General features: G+C 67.0%; 12 protein-coding genes. All 12 read left to right on the top strand.

The genetic code is table 11. The annotated features are described in order from the left end of the window. The first annotated feature begins 22 nt into the window (after positions 1 to 22). The 12 genes from ubiE (at position 23) to WI560_RS00555 (ending at position 18,205) form a co-directional block, all read left to right on the top strand. Positions 23 to 784, top strand: a complete 762-nt coding sequence (gene ubiE / locus WI560_RS00610; protein WP_375306481.1) for a bifunctional demethylmenaquinone methyltransferase/2-methoxy-6-polyprenyl-1,4-benzoquinol methylase UbiE — start codon at positions 23 to 25, stop codon at positions 782 to 784. Next, complete coding sequence (gene ubiB, locus WI560_RS00605; protein WP_375306480.1) at positions 781 to 2,355, top strand: 2-polyprenylphenol 6-hydroxylase; 1,575 nt, start codon at positions 781 to 783, stop codon at positions 2,353 to 2,355. The genes ubiE and ubiB overlap by 4 nt, the downstream gene beginning before the upstream one ends. A 56-nt stretch (positions 2,356 to 2,411) precedes the next feature. Beyond that, on the top strand, positions 2,412 to 3,863 hold the full coding sequence (coaBC, locus tag WI560_RS00600) for a bifunctional phosphopantothenoylcysteine decarboxylase/phosphopantothenate--cysteine ligase CoaBC (protein WP_375306479.1): 1,452 nt from the start codon (positions 2,412 to 2,414) through the stop codon (positions 3,861 to 3,863). Then, the gene (gene dut, locus WI560_RS00595; RefSeq protein WP_375306478.1) at positions 3,860 to 4,318 is read left to right on the top strand and encodes a dUTP diphosphatase; all 459 of its coding nucleotides are present in this window, start codon (positions 3,860 to 3,862) and stop codon (positions 4,316 to 4,318) included. The genes coaBC and dut overlap by 4 nt, the downstream gene beginning before the upstream one ends. 206 nt (positions 4,319 to 4,524) lie before the next feature. Next, entirely contained in the window at positions 4,525 to 7,029 is a 2,505-nt protein-coding gene (locus tag WI560_RS00590) for a PAS-domain containing protein (RefSeq protein ID WP_375306477.1), read from the top strand. Next, the gene (gene tsaE, locus WI560_RS00585) at positions 7,026 to 8,558 is read left to right on the top strand and encodes a tRNA (adenosine(37)-N6)-threonylcarbamoyltransferase complex ATPase subunit type 1 TsaE (RefSeq protein WP_375306476.1); all 1,533 of its coding nucleotides are present in this window, start codon (positions 7,026 to 7,028) and stop codon (positions 8,556 to 8,558) included. The genes WI560_RS00590 and tsaE overlap by 4 nt, the downstream gene beginning before the upstream one ends. Before the next feature lie 86 nt (positions 8,559 to 8,644). Beyond that, positions 8,645 to 8,962: a PilZ domain-containing protein gene (locus tag WI560_RS00580; RefSeq protein ID WP_375306475.1), complete on the top strand. Its 318-nt coding sequence runs from the start codon at positions 8,645 to 8,647 to the stop codon at positions 8,960 to 8,962. Between the two features lie 118 nt (positions 8,963 to 9,080). Next, positions 9,081 to 9,803 (top strand): nucleotidyltransferase family protein, encoded by a 723-nt coding sequence (locus WI560_RS00575; protein ID WP_375306474.1) that lies wholly within the window; start codon positions 9,081 to 9,083, stop codon positions 9,801 to 9,803. A gap of 208 nt (positions 9,804 to 10,011) precedes the next feature. Then, positions 10,012 to 13,158, top strand: a complete 3,147-nt coding sequence (gene addB, locus WI560_RS00570) for a double-strand break repair protein AddB (protein WP_375306473.1) — start codon at positions 10,012 to 10,014, stop codon at positions 13,156 to 13,158. Further along, positions 13,152 to 16,661, top strand: a complete 3,510-nt coding sequence (gene addA / locus WI560_RS00565) for a double-strand break repair helicase AddA (RefSeq protein ID WP_375306472.1) — start codon at positions 13,152 to 13,154, stop codon at positions 16,659 to 16,661. Before addB ends, addA begins: the two co-directional genes overlap by 7 nt. Positions 16,662 to 16,730: 69 nt before the next feature. Continuing rightward, on the top strand, positions 16,731 to 17,051 hold the full coding sequence (gene trxA, locus WI560_RS00560; protein WP_007598398.1) for a thioredoxin: 321 nt from the start codon (positions 16,731 to 16,733) through the stop codon (positions 17,049 to 17,051). A gap of 146 nt (positions 17,052 to 17,197) precedes the next feature. Beyond that, on the top strand, positions 17,198 to 18,205 hold the full coding sequence (locus WI560_RS00555) for an ATP-dependent DNA ligase (protein WP_375308968.1): 1,008 nt from the start codon (positions 17,198 to 17,200) through the stop codon (positions 18,203 to 18,205). The last annotated feature ends 2 nt before the right edge of the window (positions 18,206 to 18,207 follow it).

The following is an 18,207-nucleotide window of genomic DNA, read 5'->3' as shown; positions in this document are numbered from 1 at the left end:
GTCCGCCCAGTGGAGTAGAGTAATGGATCGGCCGGGCGAAACCACGCATTTTGGCTTCAAGGACGTCCCGCTCGGGGACAAGCAGACGCTGGTGAACGACGTGTTTCACAGCGTGGCGTCGCGCTATGATCTGATGAACGACCTGATGTCCGGCGGCCTGCACCGGGTCTGGAAGGACATCATGATCACCGCGCTCGACCCGCCGAGGAGCGACCGGCCGTTCGCATTGCTGGACGTTGCCGGCGGCACCGGGGACATCGCGTTCCGCGCCGCCAAGGCGGCCGGCCCCGGCTTCCATGCCACGGTCTGCGACATCAACGCGGACATGCTGGCGGTGGGCCGCGAGCGCGCCGTCAAGCGACATCTCGACACCCGGGTGGACTTCGTCGAGGGCAATGCCGAGGCGCTTGGCTTCGCCGACCGCAGCTTCGACGCCTATACGATCGCTTTCGGCATTCGCAACGTGCCGCGGATCGACCTGGCGCTGCGCGAGGCCTATCGCGTGCTCAAGCCCGGCAGCCGCTTCCTCTGCCTGGAATTCTCCACCGTCGAGATGCCCGGTCTCGATCGTCTTTATGACCTGTTCTCGTTCAAGGTCATCCCGCCGCTCGGGCGCATGGTCACGGGCGATGCCGAATCCTACCAATATCTCGTCGAATCGATCCGCAAGTTTCCCAAGCCTGCCGCCTTCGCCGACATGATCCGCGACGCCGGCTTTGCCCGCGTCAGCTGGCAGACACTCTCCGGCGGCATCGTCGCACTGCATTCGGGCTGGCGTTTGTGATCTCTGCCTTCACCCACATTTCGCGCCTGATCCGCGCCGCGTTCGTGTTTGCCCGCGAGGGCGTGTTCGGATCGGTCGATCCGAGCCTGGTGCCGCCGCCGGGACAACTCGCGCTGAAGCTGGCCCGCCTCGTCGAACGGCGCGGCGCCAAGCACGGCCCGCGAATCTCGCGCGCGCTGACGCGGATGGGCCCGGCCTATCTCAAGCTCGGGCAATTCCTGGCCACGCGCCCCGACGTCGTCGGCGTCATCATGGCCCGCGACCTCGAAAGCCTCCAGGATCGCCTGCCGCCGTTTCCACAGGACGAAGCCGAGGCCGCCATCGCGACGTCGCTGGAGCGGCCCCTGAAGGACATCTTCACGACATTCGGCCCGCCGGTTGCGGCGGCCTCGATCGCGCAGGTGCATCGCGGCGAAGTCCTGCATGACGGAATCCGCAAGTCGGTCGCGGTCAAGGTGCTTCGGCCGAACGTCGCCGCGCGCTTCCGCCGCGATCTCTCCGACTTCTTCTTCGTCGCACACAAGGCCGAGACCTACTCGGCGGAAGCGCGGCGGCTGCGCCTCATCGAGGTCATCAACACCATGTCGCGCTCGGTCGCCATGGAGATGGACCTGCGGCTGGAGGCGGCCGCGCTGTCGGAGATGGCGGAGAACACGCGCGACGATCCCGACTTCCGCGTGCCGACCGTCGACTGGGACCGCACCACGCACAACGTGCTGACGATGGAGTGGATCGACGGCATCGCGCTGAACGATCACAAGCGTCTGGAAGAGGCGCGGGTCGACCTGCCCGATCTCGGCCGCAAGGTGATCCAGAGCTTCCTGCGCCACGCGCTGCGCGACGGTTTCTTCCACGCCGACATGCATCCGGGCAATCTGTTCCTCGATGACGCCGGCCGTCTCGTCGCGGTCGATTTCGGCATCATGGGCCGGCTCGGCATGAAGGAGCGGCGCTTCCTCGCCGAGATCCTGCTCGGCTTCATCACCCGCGATTATCGCCGCGTCGCCGAGGTGCACTTCGAGGCGGGCTACGTGCCCGCGCATCACTCGGTCGAGAATTTCGCGCAGGCCATCCGTGCCATCGGCGAGCCGATCCACAACCGCACGGCGGAAGAGATTTCGATGGCGCGGCTGCTGACGCTGCTGCTCGAGGTCACCGGCCTGTTCGACATGAGGACACGGCCCGAGCTGATCCTGCTCCAGAAGACCATGGTCGTGGTCGAAGGCGTGGCGCGCGGCTTCGATCCCAGGCTCGACATCTGGAAGGTCGCCGATCCCGTCGTGCGCGAATGGATCGAGCGCAATCTCGGACCCGTCGGCCGGGTGCAGGGTGCGCTTGCCGGGACCGGAGACCTGGCGCGCGTGCTGATGCGCCTGCCGGAGATCGCCGAGCGGTCGGTGAAGGTGCTCGAGCAGCTCGAAGCCATGACGCGGGACGGCATCAGGCTGTCGCCGGAGAGCATTGCCGCGATGGGCCGTAGCGAGGGCCGCAAGAACCGCTGGCGCACCGTAGCGCTCTGGATCATCGCCGCGACCTTCATTGGAATCCTGATCGCCGTCCGGAATCTGTGATTGCATTGCAATCACTCGAATGATAGCATCGCTATCATTTCGTGCTGGAGGGCGCCGTGGCAAGCCTGACCATCCGTAAGCTCGACGACACCGTCAAAACCTATTTGCGGCTGCGCTCGGCCAAGAACCGCAGATCGGTCGAGGAAGAGGTCCGGGTCATTCTGCGGGAGCTGATCGAGGGCCGCGAGGAGCCGCTGACGCCGTTTTCGGCGCCGCCGGCCGCATCCACCGCCCCGACGCCGCAGCGCACCGGCGCCGTTCCCGAGGCCAGCGTCACCCTGATCATCGGCGGCGGCATCGCCGCCTATAAATCACTGGACCTGATCCGCCGACTGAAGGAGCGCCGCATCGAGGTGCGCTGCGTGCTGACCAAGGCCGCACAGCAGTTCGTTACGCCGCTGGCGGTGAGCGCGCTGTCGCATGAGCGTGTCTATACCGACCTGTTCGACCCCCAGAGCGAGTTCGACGCCGGGCACATTCGCCTCGCGCGCGACTGCGACCTGATCGTGGTGGCACCGGCCACCGCCGACCTGATGGCGAAGATGGCCAATGGCCATGCCGACGATCTCGCCAGCGCCATCCTGCTGGCGACCAACCGCAAGGTGCTGCTGGCACCGGCGATGAATCCGCTGATGTGGAGCAATGCGGCCACGCGCCGCAATGTCACGCAGCTTCAGCGCGATGGTGTGGTGCTGTGTGGGCCCAATTCCGGCGAGATGGCGGAGGCGGGCGAGGCCGGCATCGGCCGGATGTCCGAGGCGATCGAGATCGCCAATGCCGCCGAACGGCTGCTGCGGCCGCCAGTGCCAAAGCCGCTCGCCGGCAAGCGCGTGCTGATCACCGCAGGCCCCACGCACGAGCCGATCGATCCGGTGCGCTACATCGCCAACCGCTCCTCGGGAAAACAGGGCTTTGCCATTGCCGCGGCCGCGCAGGCGGCCGGCGCCGAGGTGATCCTGGTGAGCGGCCCGGTCGATCTCGACGATCCCGCAGGCGTCACCGTCAAGCATGTCGAATCGGCGCGGCAGATGCTGGAGCAGGTGCAGGCCGCGTTGCCCGCCGACATCGCGATCTTCGCCGCCGCGGTCGCCGATTGGCGTGTCGCCAACGAGGGCGAGCAGAAGCTGAAGAAGACTTCCGCCGGCATGCCGCCGCTGCAGCTGGTCGAGAACCCCGACATCCTCGCCACGATCTCCAAGCTGACCGACAAGCGCCCGCCGCTGGTGATCGGATTTGCCGCCGAGACCGAGCACCTCATCGACAACGCCAAAGCCAAATTCGCGCGCAAGGGCTGCGACTGGATCGTCGCCAACGACGTCTCCCCCACGACCGGCGTAATGGGCGGCGATCGCAACACGGTCCACCTGCTCAGCCGCAAGAACGGTGCGAAGGACGGCGAGATTGCGGTTGATTCCTGGCCGGTGATGACCAAGGAACAGGTCGCCATCGAGTTGGTCGCGCATATCGCGAAAAGCGTGACCGACAAATCCCGGGAGCCGGCATCTTGAGCACTGAGATCATCGTCGAACTGCAGCAGCTGGCCCATGCCGAAGGCCTGCCGCTGCCGGCCTATCAGACCGCGGAAGCCGCCGGGCTCGATTTGATGGCGGCGGTGGCGGACGGCGCGCCGCTGACGCTCGCACCGGGCCAATACGCGCTGGTGCCGACCGGGCTTGCGATCGCCTTGCCGCCCGGGCACGAGGCGCAGGTGCGGCCGCGCTCGGGATTGGCCGCCAAGCACGGCGTCACCGTGCTGAACTCGCCGGGCACGATCGACGCGGATTATCGCGGCGAGATCAAGGTGATCCTGATCAATCACGGCACAGAGCCATTCGTGATCAAGCGCGGCGAGCGCATCGCCCAGCTGGTGATCGCGCCCGTGGTGCAGGCCGCGCTGGTTCCCGTCGCCACCTTGTCAGCCACCGATCGCGGCGCCGGCGGCTTCGGCTCGACTGGCCGCTAAGGCGCGGCGATCTCAGCCGAATCATCCCGAAGACTGACGTGCGCTGGAACAGCACAGCCGGCATTTTTTAAGGACCGCTTTTACGTTCACGATCTGGACTCTTACCGGCGGAGTCACGGTGAGGGTATTGTCTTTTGATTCGCGCGCGACGGGGGTCGCCGCGCGCAAATTCGTGCGGTCTTGAACTCCGCGGTCTTGGGGCAACTATGTCAGGCGTGATCGGGTCGATGCGTCGGACGCTGCTGTCGTGCACATCGCTTGCGCGCAACGGCCTGTTGGGCGGCGCTCTCGCAGCGCTGCTGCCGGCTGCGCCGGCCGAGGCCGCCGACCTCATCGAGACCCTCTCCATCATGCTGGATTTCAACAGGCAGGAACTCGCGGTGCTCGCCACCGCGCTGGCGCTGCTCGGCTTCTCGGTGATGGCCGCGATCCTGCTGATGCGTACGCGGGTGCGCACGGCGAAGAACGAGGCGCGGCTGCGCGCCCGGATCGGGGAACTTCAGCTCCAGGCCGACCGCTTCGGCGCGCTGCTGTTCGCCGAGCCGCAGATTCTGATCTCCTGGCCGGCCGGCGACAATCGCGCCCAGATCTCCGGCGACATCTCCTTGGTGCTGCCGCGCGATTCCTCGCCGCAACGGGTGCTCGCATTCGGAACCTGGCTGCCGCCGGAACCGGCGCTGCAGATGGACCACGCCGTCGATGCCCTGCGGGACCGCGGCGACGGGTTCCAGCTGACGCTGAGCACCGCGCACGGCCATACGCTGGAAGCGATCGGCCGCGCCATCGGCGGCCAGGCCATCGTCCGGATTCGCGAACTCTCGGGACTGCGGCGTGAGCTGGCCGAGACCAATCTGCGCTACAACGCGCTCTCCGACGAGACCGAGATGCTGCGCGGCTTTGCCGCCGCCGCACCCTGGCCGATCTGGGCCAAGGGCGAGAACGGCGCGCTGACCTACGCCAATCCGGCCTATGTCCGTGCGACCGAGGCGAACAGCGTCGCCGACGCGCAGGAGCGCAAGCTCGAGCTGCTCGACAGCGCCGACCGCAGCGCGATGGAGCGGGGTCTGAAGGAGGCGACCAATTTCAACGCGCGGCTGCCGATCGTGATCGGCGGCGAGCGCCGCATTTTCGACGTGCGCGCCGTCAATGTCGGCAGCGGCAGCGTCGGCGTCGCCATCGATGCCAGCGAGGCGGATGGGCTCAGCGCGGCGCTGGTGCGGATGGCGGAGGCGCATCGGCGCACGCTCGACCAGCTCTCCTCCGGCGTTGCCGTGTTCGACGGCCAGCGCCGCCTTGCCTTCTACAACGATTCCTATCGCCGGCTGTGGGACCTCGACCGCAGCTTCCTCGACGCCAACCCTGACGATTCCAGCGTGCTCGACCAGCTCCGCGCCGCGCGCAAGCTGCCGGAGCAGCCGGACTTCCGGGCCTGGAAGGCCAAGCTGCACGAAGCCTATCGCGCGGTCGAGACCGCGAAGGAGACCTGGTATCTGCCCGACGGCCGCGCGCTCTCGGTCGTCACCACGCCGAACCCGGAAGGCGGCGTCACCTATCTGTTCGACGACGTCACCGAGAGCCTCGACCTCGCCCGCCGCTTCGACGGCCTGATCCGCGTCCAGCGCGAGACGCTGGACAGCCTCGCCGAGGGCGTCGCCGTGTTCGGCAGCAACGGCAAGGCGCAGCTGTTCAACCCGGCCTTCGTCCGGATGTGGAAGCTGTCCAGCGATGCCATGCGCGACGAGCCGCACGTCCAGACTGTGGAAGCCTGGTGCCATCAGCTGTTCGACGACCCCGCGGTCTGGCGCCAGATTCGCGAGGCCATCACCTCGATCGAGAACCGCGCCGACGTGCCGCTGAAGCTGGAGCGCAAGGACGGCAGCGTGCTCGACGGCATGATCCGGCCGCTGCCCGACGGCGCCACCATGCTGACGTTCCAGGACATCACCGACACCGAAAACGTCGAGCGCGCGCTACGCGAGCGCAACGAGGCGCTGGAGGCCGCCGACCAGATGAAGGTGGATTTCGTCCACCACGTCTCCTACGAGCTGCGCGCGCCGCTCACCACCATCATCGGCTTCGCGCATTTCCTCAGCGATCCCTCGACCGGGCCGCTGACGCCGAAGCAGGCCGAATATCTCGACTACGTCACCAAATCGACCAATGCGCTGCTCGCGCTCACCAACAACATCCTCGATCTCGCCACCATCGACGCCGGCGCGATGAAGCTGGAACTCGGGCAAGTCGACGTCAGCAAGGCCATCGAGCTCGCTGCCGAGGGCATCCAGGACCGGCTCGCCACCGACCGCATCCGCCTCAAGGTCGAGATCGCGCCCGATGTCGGCAGCTTCGTCGGCGACGAGAAGCGCGTGGTGCAGGTGCTCTATAACCTCCTCGCCAACGCCGTCGGGTTTTCTCCACAGGATTCCACCGTCGGCATCAGCGCGCGGCGCACCGAGCGCAGCGTGGTCTTCACCGTGACAGATTCCGGCCCTGGAATACCTGCCGACATGAAGGACAAGGTGTTCAACTGGTTCGAAAGCCGCTCGCAGGGCTCGCGTCACCGCGGCGCCGGGCTCGGCCTGTCGCTGGTGCGCTCCTTCGTCGAGCTGCATGGCGGCAAGGTGCGGGTGGATTCGATCGTCGGCCGCGGCACGGTCGTGATCTGCGATTTCCCGACCGACCAGGCGGCGCATCGCGACGCCGCCGAATGACAGAACCCACCAAGCTCTCCGTCGCGCTCCACAACGAGACGGCCACCGCGCAATTGATGGCCGACCTTGCGCTGCTGGTCGGCCCCGGCGACGTCATCACGCTCACCGGCGATCTCGGCGCCGGCAAGACTGCGGCGGCGCGCAGCCTGATCCGCTACCTCGCCGGCGACGAGGAGCTGGAGGTGCCGAGCCCGACCTTCACGCTGGTGCAGGGCTACGAGCTGCCGCCCTTCCCGGTGCTGCATGCCGATCTCTACCGGGTCGAGGACGAGAGCGAGCTCGAGGAGATCGGGCTGTCGCCACTGCCCGATGCCACGCTGGTCCTGATCGAATGGCCGGAGCGCGCGCCGTCGGCGATGCCGCAGGACCGCATCGACATCGCGCTGACGCACCGGCCGGCGCTGGGATCGAACGCACGCGCCGCCGACATCACCGGCTCCGGCAAAGGTGCGGCCGTCGTCGCGCGGCTGAAGGCGTTGCGCGAATTCCTCGACACGTCCGGCTACATGGATGCGACGCGCAGGCGCATGGCCGGCGATGCCTCGACCCGCTCCTACGCGCGGCTGCTGCGCGACGACGAGAGCGTCATCCTCATGAACTCCCCGCAGCGCCCCGATGGCGCTGCGCTCTACAACGGAAAATCCTACAGCGCCGCCGTGCATCTCGCCGAGAACGTCACGCCCTTCGTCGCCGTCGACGAAGGCCTGCGTGCGCAGGGGCTCTCGGCGCCCGCGATCCACCATTTCGACCTCGATCATGGCTTCCTGATCTCGGAGGATTTCGGCAGCGAAGGCGTGATCGAAGGCGATCCGCCGCGCCCGATCGTCGAGCGCTACGAGGTCGCGGCCGACGTGCTGGCGGCGCTGCACGGCAGAACGCTGCCGGAGACGCTGCCGCTCGACGGGCAGACCTATGCCATTCCCGTGTTCGACATCGAGGCGATGCTGATCGAGATCGGGTTGATGCCGGAATGGTATCTGCCCGACCGGAACGCAGCGCTGAGCGAGGCGGCGCGCGCGGAGTTCTTCGCGATGTGGCGCGAGCTCTTGAAGAAGCCACTGGCGGCACCGCGGACCTGGATCATCCGCGATTATCATTCGCCCAATCTGATCTGGCTCGGGAATCGCACCGGCATCGAGCGCGTCGGCGTGATCGATTTCCAGGATGCCGTGCTCGGGCCGCAATCCTACGACGTGGTGTCGCTGCTCCAGGACGCCCGCATCGACGTCCCCGAAAACATCGAGCTGACGCTGCTGTCGCGTTACATCAAGGCGCGCCGTGCAGCCGATTCCGGTTTTGATGCGGCCGGCTTCGCCGAGCTCTACGCTATCATGTCGGCGCAGCGCAACACGCGCCTGCTCGGCACCTTCGCCCGCCTCAACCGCCGCGACGGCAAGCCGCATTATTTGCGCCACCAGCCGCGGATCTGGACCTATCTCCAGCGCTCGCTGGCCCATCCCGCGCTGGGCGCCTTGCGCGACTGGTATCTCGCCAACGTCCCGCCGCCCCAAAGTCCGCCACAGGTCTAATTCGTGGCCCGATTTACCGGCCGTTAGCCAAGATGTCGCTATTCTGGCGCCGAGGGAGCCGGAAACTACGGGCTGGAGCAAGGCAGATGGCGGCGAAAGCGGATCAGCGCGGAAATAGCCGGGTGATTTTCGAGCGCGGGATTCCGGCCCAGATGATGGGGATCGACGGGACTTGGCGGCGCGATTGCACCATGGAGGACGTCTCCGACACCGGCGCCAAGCTGACCATCGACGGCTCGGTCGAGGGTCTGCATCTGAAAGAGTTCTTTCTGCTGCTATCGTCGACCGGCCTGGCCTACCGGCGCTGCGAGCTTGCCTGGCTCAATGGCGACCAGATCGGCGTCAATTTCCTCAAAGTGGGTGAGAAGAAGAAAAAGGTCCGTTCCACAGCCGTCGGGGCATGACGGCAACACCCGTCGTACAACCGTCACGACCGGTGGCTAAGGCGGTCGAGATGCGATGCGGCCGATCGAACCTCGTGTTAGGATTGCTGCGAACGCGAAAGGTCTGAGAAAGCGAAGGATGTCCGTCAAACCGACCAAAGCCATGGTGCTCGCCGCGGGATTCGGCCTGCGCATGCGTCCGTTGACGGACAAGATGCCGAAGCCGATGGTGCCGGTGGCCGGCCAGCCGCTGCTCGACCACGTGCTCGACAAGCTCGGCCAGGCCGGCGTGACCGAGGCCGTGGTCAACGTGCATTATCTGCCGGACCAGATCATCGATCACGTCGCATCGCGCCAGCATCCGCGCGTGACCATCTCGGACGAGCGCGACCAGGTGCTCGGCACCGGCGGCGGGGTGGTCAAGGCGCTGCCGCTGTTGGGCGATGCCCCTTTCTTCCACGTCAATTCCGACACGCTCTGGATCGACGGCGTGCGCTCGAACCTAACGCGGCTCGCCGAAAACTTCGATCCCGCGCGCATGGACATCCTGCTGCTGATGGCGCCGACCGCGACCAGCATCGGCTATAGCGGCCGCGGCGATTACGGCATGCTGCCCGACGGCGCCCTGCGCAAGCGCAAGGAAAAAGAGATCGTTCCGTTCGTCTATGCTGGCGCGGCGATCCTGTCGCCATCGATCTTCGAAGGCGCGCCGAAGGGCGAGTTCTCGCTGACCAAGATGTTCGACCGCGCCAACGAGCAAGAGCGGCTGTTCGGCCTCCGCCTCGACGGCGTCTGGATGCATGTCGGCACGCCCGATGCCGTGCATGCCGCGGAAGAGGCGTTTCTGGAGAGCGTGGCCTAGAGCCACAAATGGTGCCGTAGGGTGGGCAAAGGCGCCCTTGCGCCGTGCCCACCATCTCTCTCGATCGCCAAAAACGTGGGCACGCTTCGCTTTGCCCACGCTACGAGATCTGTGCTCGTCTCGCGAACAGCGGGGACTATCTCCTCTCCACCCATGACCATTTGATCCCACCTCCCTATATTGCCTGATCTTCCGAATCAGGCAGCCCATGCGCGTCTTCAGCGTTCCCATCTCAGTTCCGTTCCTGCGCACGGTCGTCGCGGCCCTGCTCGAGGGTCGCCTGGTCGAGGGGTTCGAGGCGCGCAAGGAACCGGCGCGGCTTGCCGATGCCACGCTGTACCTGCCGACCCGGCGCGCCATGCGCGTGGTCCGCGAGATCTTCCTCGACGAGATGAAGGCCGACGCGGTGGTGCTGCCGCGCATCGTCGCGCTCGGCGACATCGACGAGGACGAGCTCGCGTTTGCCGGTGAAGGCGAGCAGTTCTCCGGCGCGACGCCGCTCGACATTCCGCCGCGGCTCGGCGAGCTCGAACGGCGACTGACATTGGCGCAGCTCGTCGCCGCCTGGGCCAAGGGCCCGGTGCTGGCGCCGCTGGTGGTTGGCGGGCCCGCCTCGACGCTGGCGCTCGCCGGCGACCTCGCGCGCCTGATCGACGACATGGTCACGCGCGGCGTCGACTGGAACGCGCTCGACGGCCTCGTGCCTGATAACCTCGACCGCTACTGGCAGCACTCGCTCGAGTTCCTGCGCATCGCACGCATCGCCTGGCCCGGTCATCTCGCTGAAATCAACCGGATCGAGCCGGCGGCGCGGCGCGATCTCCTGATCGCGGCGGAAGCCAAACGGCTGACAGCGCATCCGAACGGGCCTGTCATCGCGGCGGGCTCGACCGGCTCGATGCCGGCCACCGCGAAATTCCTGCACGCGGTTGCCTCGCTGCCGCATGGCGCCGTGGTGCTGCCCGGCCTCGACACCGATCTCGACGAGGATTCCTGGCGAACGATCGGCGGCGTGCGCGATGCGCTTGGCAAATTTGCGGAGCACCCCGCTTCGAACCATCCGCAATATGCCATGAATGCGCTGCTGCAGCGCTTCGGCATCAAGCGCAGCGACGTCGAGATCCTTCAGCCGCCGGCCGAAGGCGGCCGCGACCTGCTCGCCTCCGAATCGATGCGGCCATCCGCCAAGACGGAAGTCTGGCACGATCGGCTGAAACAGCCGGATGTCACCGCAAAGATCGCCGGCGGCATGACGAGGCTCGCGGTCGTCGAAGCTCCCAATTCCGAAATGGAAGCTCTCGCCATCGCGATTGCGATGCGCGAAGCGCGGCATCTCGACAAGACGGCGGCGCTGGTGACGCCCGACCGCGCGCTGGCGCGACGGGTGATGGCCGCGCTCAGCCGATGGGGCCTGAGTTTCGACGATTCCGGCGGCGACGTCCTGATGGAAACCTCCGCCGGAATCTTCGCACGCCTTGCGGCAGAGGCGGCGACGAAGGGATTGGAGCCGCCGACGCTGCTGGCGCTGCTGAAGCATCCGCTCTGCCGGCTCGGCCGCGCGCCCGGCACGTGGAAGGCGGCGATCGAAGGCCTCGAGCTGGCGGTCTTGCGCGGCACGCGGCCGCCCGCCGGCACGGCCGGCCTTCTGCGCGAATTCAATCGCTTCCGCGAGGAGCTCGCAAAGTTGTGGCGGAGCGAGGCCTCCGCGCTGCACCGCGCCGAGCCGCGCGCACGGCTCAAGGCCGAGGATCTCGATCGCATCCAGGGCCTGATCGATGCCCTGCAAAAAGCGTTGGCGCCGATCGAGAGCATGGCGTCATCGAAGCCATACGACTTCGTCGAGCTCGCGCACCGGCATCGCGAGATCATGATCGAGCTGGCGCGCGACGAGCAGGGCATCCCGCTCGCCTTCGAGGACCGCGAGGGCCTCGCGCTCGCCAGCGCGTTCGACGATCTCCTGCGCGGCGGCACGACCAGCGGATTGATGGTGCAGCTAGCGGACTATCCGGACGTATTCCAGACCGCGTTCAGCGACCGCGCGGTGCGGCGGCCGGACAGACCGGGCGCACGGCTGCAGATCTACGGCCCGCTGGAATCACGCCTGATGCAGGCCGACCGCATCATCATCGGCGGCCTGATCGAAGGCGTCTGGCCGCCGGCGCCGCGCATCGATCCCTGGCTGAGCCGACCGATGCGGCATGAGCTTGGGCTCGACCTGCCGGAGCGCCGCATCGGCCTCTCCGCGCACGACTTCGCGCAACTGCTCGGCGGCGACGAGGTGATCCTCACCCATTCCGCCAAGGCCGGCGGCGCGCCGGCGGTGGCTTCGCGTTTCCTGCACCGGCTGGAGGCGGTCGCGGGAGATGATCTCTGGACCACGGCGATCCAGGCCGGCGAAAAATACGTGCAGTTCGCGGGCGCACTGGACCAGCCTGCCGAGGTCAAGCCGATCAAGCAGCCCGAGCCCCGCCCGCCGCGCGCGACGCGGCCGCTCAAGATGTCGGTGACCGCGATCGAGGACTGGCTGCGCGATCCCTACACGATCTACGCAAAGCACATTCTGCGGCTGGATGCGCTCGATCCGGTCGACATGCCGCTCTCGGCGGCCGACCGCGGCTCGGCGATCCATGAGGCCATCGGCGAGTTCACGGAACACTACGCGACGCGCCTGCCTGATGATCCCGCCCGCGTGCTGCGGGCGATCGGCGAGAAGCATTTCGCACCGTTGATGGAACGGCCCGAGGCGCGGGCGTTGTGGTGGCCGCGGTTCCAGCGCATCGCACGTTGGTTCGGCGAATGGGAGACGGCGCGGCGGGATGCGATCGACGCGATCCTGGCCGAGACTCGCGGCGAGATCTCGATCCGGCTCGACAATGCGCGCACCTTCTATCTGTCCGCGCGCGCCGATCGCATCGAGCGGCGCCAGGGCGGCGGCTACGCCATCCTCGACTACAAGACCGGACAGCCGCCGACCGGCAAGCAGGTCCGCATGGGCCTGTCGCCGCAGCTGACGCTGGAGGCGGCGATCCTGCGCGAAGGCGGTTTTCCCGAGATTGACGCGGGCTCGTCGGTGGGCCAGCTCGTCTATGTCCGCCTCAGTGGCAACAACCCGCCGGGCGAGGAGCGCATCCTCGAGCTCAAATACAAGCAGGGCGACGAACCGCAGCCGCCGGATACGGCCGCCGCGGAAGCGCGCGCAAAGCTGGAGGCGCTGGTCCGTGCTTTCGAGGACGAGAACCAGCCCTACACATCGCTGAACCTGCCGATGTGGGCGAACCGCTACGGCACCTATGACGATCTCGCCCGGATCAAGGAATGGTCAGCGGCCGGCGGATTGGGGATCGAGGAATGGTGAAGGCGCCCCGCCCCATCCCGGATGAAGTGCGCGCGCGGCAGGCGCGCGCCTCGGATCCGGCCGCCTCGGCTTTCGTGTCGGCCAATGCCGGCTCGGGCAAGACGCATGTGCTGGTGCAGCGCGTGATCCGTCTGCTGCTCTCAGGCGTGCCGCCGGAAAAGATCCTCTGCATCACCTTCACCAAGGCCGCCGCCGCCAACATGGCCGAGCGCGTGTTCACCACGCTCGGGCATTGGGTGACCCTGGATGACATCGCGCTCGACGCGGCGATCCGCGCCGTCGGCATCCCGCATCCCAATGCAAAGCTGCGCCGCGACGCGCGAAAACTGTTCGCCTGCGCGCTGGAGACGCCGGGCGGCTTGAAGGTGCAGACCATCCACGCGCTGTGCACGCGCCTGCTGCAGCAATTTCCGTTCGAGGCCAACGTTCCCGCGCGCTTCGCCGTGATCGACGAGCGCGACCAGACTGACATGATGGAGCGCGCCAATCTGAAGGTCCTGCTGGAGGCCGCGCGCGATCCTGACAGCGTCACCGGACGCGCCCTGTTGACCGCGATGGCGAGCGCCGCGGACGTCACCTTCAAGGAAGTCGTGCGCGAGGCCTGTCTCAGCCGCGATCATTTCATGGCCTGGACCGACGAGGCCGGCAACGCGGAAGCGGCCGCTGCGCAGATGGCGGCTGTGTTGGGCGTTGGTGCGAGCGACCGCATCGAGGATGTCGAGACAGAGATTCTCGATGGGCCCTATTTGCCGCGCTCGCGCTGGGACGACATCGCGCTTGCGCTGGAGGACGGCAGCAAGTCCGACAACGACCAAGCCGGCCGGCTGCGCGAGGCCAAGGTGTTTTCCGGCAGCGCGCAGGTCGATGCCTATCTCTGCGTCTTCCTCACGGATGACAAGCTGCCGCGCAAGGCGGTGCTGACCAAGAAGTTTTGCGATCACAATCCGTCCGTCGCCCGCCTGTTCGAGAACGAGGCGCAGCGCGTCGGCGGATTGGTCGAGAAGCGCCGCGCGGTGACCATGCGCGACCGCACCGCGGCCCTGTTGTATATCGCAACCGCCGCTGCCGCGAATTACCGCCGCGAGAAGCAGGAGCGTGGGCTGCTCGACTACGACGATCTCATCGACAAGACGCTGGCGATGCTCGACCGCGTCGCTTCGGGCTGGGTGCACTACAAGCTCGACCGCGGCGTCGACCACGTCCTGATCGACGAAGCCCAGGACACCAGCCCGCGGCAATGGGACATCGTCGCGCACATCATCTCGGAGTTCACCGCCGGCGAAGGCGCGCGCGAGGGGCTGAACCGCACCATCTTCGCGGTCGGCGACGAGAAGCAGTCGATTTTCTCGTTCCAGGGCGCGGCACCGCACGAATTCGACGCGCGCAGGCGCGAGCTGCACCGCAAGTTCACCGCCGCCGGTCTTAAATTCGATCCCGTCGCCTTCACCTATTCGTTCCGCTCGGGCGCCACCATCCTGCACTCGGTCGACCATGTCTTCCGCGAGCCCACGATCTACAAGAGCATCCATTCGGTCGAGATCGGCCATCCCCTGCATCACGCGCTCGCCGATGCCGGTCCCAGCGTGATCGAGCTGTGGGACCTCGCCGAAGCCGACGACCGCCAGGACATCGAGGGCTGGCGCGCCCCGTTCGACGGCGTCGCAGTCACCAGCCCCGAGGTCAAGCTCGCGCGCCGCATCCAGGCCGAGATCAAGCGGCTGGTCGAAAGCGGCACGCTGACGGGACACGAAGGCGAGCGCCGGCCCTTGCGTTACGGCGACATGCTGATCCTGGTGCGCCGGCGCGGCAACGCGTTCGACGCCGTGATCCAGGCGCTGAAGCATGCCGGCGTCCCGGTCGCCGGCGCCGACCGGCTCAAGCTCACCGAACATATTGGCATCATCGACCTGATGAACTTGGCCGATGCGCTGCTGCTGCCGCAGGATGATCTCGCGCTGGCGGTGGCCCTGAAGAGCCCGCTGTTCGGGCTCGACGACGACGATTTGTTCCAGCTGGCCCATGGCCGCAAGGGATCGCTGCGCCGCGCGCTCGGCGATCACGCGGCCGAAAATGAGAAGTTCGCGACCGTGTTGCGCCGCCTCGAAGCCTGCGAGATGCGCGCGCGCGATGAGACGCCGTTCGCGTTCTACGCCTGGCTGCTCGGGGGTGACGGCGGCCGCGCTCGCATCCTGCGCCGGCTCGGTCACGAGGCCAACGACGCGCTCGACGAATTCCTGGAGCTGGCGCTGAACTACGAGCGCAAGGCGCCGGCCTCACTGCAAGGCTTCATGGCTTGGCTGCGCTCGGCTGACACCGAGGTGAAGCGCGACATGGAGATCTCGCGCGACGAGGTGCGGGTGATGACGGTGCACGGCGCCAAGGGCCTCGAAGCCTCCGTCGTGTTCATGGTGGACACCACGTCGTCGCCCGCGGACTCCCAGCGTCTGCGCCTGATTCAGGTGCCCCGCGGCAATGGCGGCGAGGTGGTGGTCTGGGCCGGACGCAAGGCTGATGATCCCAAGCCGGTCGCCGAGGCGCGCAAGGCGATGATCGAGGAGACCGAGGACGAATATCGCCGCCTGCTCTACGTCGCGATGACGCGCGCGGCCGACCGCCTGATCGTCGGCGGCTGCATGCCCGGCAACATGAAAACGGTCCGCAAGCTGAGCTGGTATGACCTGGTCGACACCGGGCTCGCGGGCGCGGGCCTGGACAAGCAGGTGATCGAGACGCCGCTCGGCAAGGTCACCCGTTTCGCCCGCCCGGAGGATGTCGCGGCCTTGGGCATGCCGGCGGCGTCCGTGCAGCAGACGATCGCGCTGCCCGACTGGCTGCGGACGCCGGCACCCCGCGAGACCGTCGACGATGACCTGGTCCGCCCGTCCGGTCAGCCGGCCGAGGACGGCCGCAGCGTACGCTCCGGCGAATCGGTGCAGTCCCGCGCGCTGGCGCTGCAACGCGGCACGCTGGTGCACCGTCTCCTGCAATCGCTGCCTGATATCGCCACCGAGCGCCGGCGCGAGGCGGCACTCGGCTTCATGGCGCGCAATGCCTCGGACTGGACCGAGGCCGACCGCGCCGCGCTGACCGACAAGGTGCTCGCCTTGATCACCGAGCCGCGCTTTGCGCCGGTCTTTGCCCTTGGCAGCCGGGCGGAGGTCGCCATCGCCGGCAGGCTGGAGCGGCCGGGCCGCCCGCCGGCCCTGGTGTCAGGGCAGATCGACCGGCTGGTCGTTGGCCCGGATGAGGTCTTGATCGTCGATTTCAAGACCAACCAGGCCGCGCCCAGGAGCGCCAGCGAGGCGCCCGCGGCCTATGTCCGGCAGCTGGCGCTGTACCGGGCGGTGCTCTCGCGGCTTTATCCCCAGACCCCGATCCGGGCCGTCCTGCTTTGGACCGAGGCCCTTGAATATATGGAGATTTCTGCCCCCGCGCTGGACGCGGCGCTGGCATCCCTTCATCTCGGCGTGAGCGTCCTTGACCCGGCAAGAGGCCGTTCATAGGTTGACGCCATGATCCCCGGCGCGATTCCAGGTCGCGCCGATTCTCTTTCAACCGAACGAGGTATTCCCATGGCCGTTGGCAAGGTTTCCGACACTGATTTCGAAGCCGAAGTGCTCAAGGCGAACGGCCCTGTCGTCGTCGATTTCTGGGCCGAGTGGTGCGGCCCGTGCCGCATGATCGCGCCCGCCCTCGACGAGATCGCCGGCGCGATGGGCGACAAGGTCAAGATCGTCAAGCTCAACGTCGACGAGAGCCCGAAGACCGCCTCGAAGTACGGCGTGATGTCGATTCCCACGCTGATGATCTTCAAGGGCGGCGAGATGGCCTCCCGCCAGGTCGGCGCAGCGCCGAAGGCGAAGCTGCAGCAGTGGATCACCTCGGCGGTCTGATCCACCTGCGATTAAGAATATTTTCGACAACGGCCGGCGAAATGCCGGCCGTTCTGCGTTGATGGGACGTGTTCAGCGTATGACGAGTCCCGCCCTTGCCTGCTCCTCCCGCAAAGCGCGCCCGACGATCGACCTCTCTTGTCGCGATGGAGGCGCGGTCGGTCGACGAAATCCCGCGCGGCAAGGAGTGGCAGTACGAGCCGAAATGGGATGGCTTTCGCTGCCTGCTCTCGCGCAACGGCGGTGATGTCGATCTGCGCTCGAAATCCGGCGAGGACCTCGCGCGCTATTTTCCGGAAGTCGTTTCCGCTGCGCTGCAGCTGAAAGCGGATCGTTTCACGCTCGACGGTGAGCTCGTCGTGCCGCACGGCAAGGGCTTTTCCTTCGACGCGCTGCTGCAACGGATTCATCCCGCGGCAAGCCGCGTGAAAAAACTCTCGCAGGAAACGCCGGCCCTGTACCTCGCGTTCGATCTGCTTGCGACGGCTCGGGAGAAAGGCTTGTCGGAGAAGACGCTGAACAAGCGCCGGCCGGCGCTGGAGGCCTTTGCGAAAGCCAATCTCAAGGGCAGCCCCTTCCGTCTTTCGCCGGCGACGACGAGTTACGCCACGGCCAAGAAATGGCTGGCGCAATCCGGCGGTGGCTCGGACGGCGTCATCGCCAAGCGCATCGACCTGTCCTACCAGGCCGGAAATCGTGACGGCATGCAGAAGATCAAGAAATTCCGCAGCGCCGATTGCGTGGTCGGCGGCTTCCGCTATGCCACCAACAACATCGCGGGCCGCAAGGTGGTGGGATCGCTGCTGCTCGGGCTGTACGACGCTAAGGGCCTGCTGCACCATGTCGGCTTCACCTCGGCGATCAAGGCGGAGGCAAAGCCTGATCTGACCGACCGGCTGGAGGCGCTGATCGGCGAGCCTGGCTTCACCGGCAATGCGCCGGGCGGGCCGAGCCGCTGGTCGACCGAGCGCTCGGCGAAATGGTGTCCGCTGAAGCCGAAGCTCGTGATCGAAATCTGCTACGACCATTTCAGCGGCGAGCGCTTCCGCCACGGCACCTCGATTCTGCGCTGGCGTCCCGACAAGGCGCCGCGACAATGCACATTCGAGCAGCTGAAGCAGAAAGCGGCGGATCCGATGAAGCTGCTGAAGTGAAT

The organism is Bradyrhizobium sp. A11, assembly GCF_042077125.1.
Lineage (GTDB): Bacteria > Pseudomonadota > Alphaproteobacteria > Rhizobiales > Xanthobacteraceae > Bradyrhizobium > Bradyrhizobium japonicum_B.
The sequence above is the reverse complement of the archived record's forward strand: the minus strand, read 5'-3'. Positions and strand labels throughout refer to the sequence as shown.